The following is a 3,193-nucleotide window of genomic DNA, read 5'->3' on the forward strand; positions in this document are numbered from 1 at the left end:
AGTAGTAATAACCTTATAGGTTAAGTTAGTAAGGGCGCACGGTGGATGCCTTGGCACTAGGAGCCGATGAAGGACGGGACTAACACCGATATGCTTCGGGGAGCTGTAAGCAAGCTTTGATCCGGAGATTTCCGAATGGGGGAACCCACTGCTCGTAATGGAGCAGTATCCTTATCTGAATACATAGGATAAGGAAGGCAGACCCGGGGAACTGAAACATCTAAGTACCCGGAGGAAGAGAAAGCAATTGCGATTTCCTGAGTAGCGGCGAGCGAAACGGAAGAAGCCCAAACCAAGAGGCTTGCCTCTTGGGGTTGTAGGACACTCTATACGGAGTTACAAAGGAACGGAGTAGATGAAGAGGTCTGGAAAGGCCCGTCAAAGAAGGTAACAACCCTGTAGTTGAAACTTCGTTCCCTCCAGAGTGGATCCTGAGTACGGCGGGACACGTGAAATCCCGTCGGAAGCAGGGAGGACCATCTCCCAAGGCTAAATACTCCCTAGTGACCGATAGTGAACCAGTACCGTGAGGGAAAGGTGAAAAGCACCCCGGGAGGGGAGTGAAAGAGAACCTGAAACCGTGTGCCTACAAGTAGTTAGAGCCCTGTGCATATTTTCCTTTGGAAAAATGCCGGGTGATAGCGTGCCTTTTGTAGAATGAACCGGCGAGTTACGATTTCATGCAAGGTTAAGCTGATGAGGCGGAGCCGCAGCGAAAGCGAGTCTGAATAGGGCGAACATAGTATGAGGTCGTAGACCCGAAACCAGGTGATCTACCCATGTCCAGGGTGAAGGTAAGGTAACACTTACTGGAGGCCCGAACCCACGCACGTTGAAAAGTGCGGGGATGAGGTGTGGGTAGCGGAGAAATTCCAATCGAACTTGGAGATAGCTGGTTCTCTCCGAAATAGCTTTAGGGCTAGCCTCAAGATGAAGAGTATTGGAGGTAGAGCACTGTTTGGACTAGGGGCCCTCATCGGGTTACCGAATTCAGACAAACTCCGAATGCCAAATACTTATGCTTGGGAGTCAGACTGCGAGTGATAAGATCCGTAGTCAAAAGGGAAACAGCCCAGACCACCAGCTAAGGTCCCAAAGTATACGTTAAGTGGAAAAGGATGTGGAGTTGCTTAGACAACCAGGATGTTGGCTTAGAAGCAGCCACCATTTAAAGAGTGCGTAATAGCTCACTGGTCGAGTGACTCTGCGCCGAAAATGTACCGGGGCTAAACGTATCACCGAAGCTGTGGATGGACACCGTAGGTGTCCGTGGTAGGAGAGCGTTCTAAGGGCGGTGAAGCCAGACCGGAAGGACTGGTGGAGCGCTTAGAAGTGAGAATGCCGGTATGAGTAGCGAAAGAAGGGTGAGAATCCCTTCCACCGAATGCCTAAGGTTTCCTGAGGAAGGCTCGTCCGCTCAGGGTTAGTCGGGACCTAAGCCGAGGCCGAAAGGCGTAGGCGATGGACAACAGGTTGATATTCCTGTACCACCTCTTTACCGTTTGAACGATGGGGGGACGCAGGAGGATAGGGTAAGCGCACTGTTGGATATGTGCGTCCAAGCAGTTAGGCTGGTTACGAGGCAAATCCCGTAACCGTGAAGGCGGAGCTGTGATGGCGAGGGAAATATAGTACCGAAGTTCCTGATTCCACACTGCCAAGAAAATCCTCTAGTGAGGTAAAAGGTGCCCGTACCGCAAACCGACACAGGTAGGCGAGGAGAGAATCCTAAGGTGAGCGAGAGAACTCTCGTTAAGGAACTCGGCAAAATGACCCCGTAACTTCGGGAGAAGGGGTGCTCTGGTAGGGTGCAAGCCCGAGAGAGCCGCAGTGAATAGGCCCAGGCGACTGTTTAGCAAAAACACAGGTCTCTGCGAAGCCGCAAGGCGAAGTATAGGGGCTGACGCCTGCCCGGTGCTGGAAGGTTAAGAGGAGGGGTTAGCGCAAGCGAAGCTCTGAATTGAAGCCCCAGTAAACGGCGGCCGTAACTATAACGGTCCTAAGGTAGCGAAATTCCTTGTCAGGTAAGTTCTGACCCGCACGAAAGGCGTAACGATCTGGGCACTGTCTCAACGAGAGACTCGGTGAAATTATAGTACCTGTGAAGATGCAGGTTACCCGCGACAGGACGGAAAGACCCCGTGGAGCTTTACTGCAGCTTGATATTGAATTTTGGTACAGCTTGTACAGGATAGGTAGGAGCCTTTGAAGCCGGAGCGCCAGCTTCGGTGGAGGCGTCGGTGGGATACTACCCTGGCTGTATTGAAATTCTAACCCGCACCCCTCAATCGGGGTGGGAGACAGTGTCAGGCAGGCAGTTTGACTGGGGCGGTCGCCTCCTAAAGAGTAACGGAGGCGCCCAAAGGTTCCCTCAGAATGGTTGGAAATCATTCGTAGAGTGTAAAGGCACAAGGGAGCTTGACTGCGAGACCTACAAGTCGAGCAGGGACGAAAGTCGGGCTTAGTGATCCGGTGGTTCCGCATGGAAGGGCCATCGCTCAACGGATAAAAGCTACCCCGGGGATAACAGGCTTATCTCCCCCAAGAGTCCACATCGACGGGGAGGTTTGGCACCTCGATGTCGGCTCATCGCATCCTGGGGCTGTAGTCGGTCCCAAGGGTTGGGCTGTTCGCCCATTAAAGCGGTACGCGAGCTGGGTTCAGAACGTCGTGAGACAGTTCGGTCCCTATCCGTCGTGGGCGTAGGAAATTTGAGAGGAGCTGTCCTTAGTACGAGAGGACCGGGATGGACGCACCGCTGGTGTACCAGTTGTCTTGCCAAAGGCATCGCTGGGTAGCTATGTGCGGAAGGGATAAGTGCTGAAAGCATCTAAGCATGAAGCCCCCCTCAAGATGAGATTTCCCATAGCGTCAAGCTAGTAAGATCCCTGAAAGATGATCAGGTTGATAGGTTCGAGGTGGAAGTGTGGCGACACATGGAGCTGACGAATACTAATCGATCGAGGACTTAACCAAAAAAGCGATTCTCTTTACTTGATTCTTCTGCAGTATTTAGTTTTGAGGGAACAAACCCTTACAAAAAGAAAGTTATTTTGCGTTCAGCAAAAAACTGAGGTCTGGTAATAATGGCGAGAAGGTCACACCCGTTCCCATCCCGAACACGGAAGTTAAGCTTCTCAGCGCCGATGGTAGTTGGGGGCTCTCCCCCTGCAAGAGTAGGACGTTGCCAGGC

Annotated in this window: 2 rRNA genes; both read left to right on the forward strand. The window is 52.3% G+C overall.

Annotated elements, in window-relative coordinates:
- Positions 1–18 precede the first annotated feature (18 nt).
- A 23S ribosomal RNA gene (locus KHA87_RS21510) occupies positions 19–2,976 on the forward strand.
- A gap of 100 nt (positions 2,977–3,076) precedes the next feature.
- Positions 3,077–3,193: ribosomal RNA gene (gene rrf / locus KHA87_RS21515) — 5S ribosomal RNA — on the forward strand.

Origin of the sequence: Bacillus sp. FJAT-49736 (assembly GCF_018343615.1) — a bacterium.
Classification (GTDB): Bacteria; Bacillota; Bacilli; order Bacillales; family Bacillaceae_C; genus Margalitia.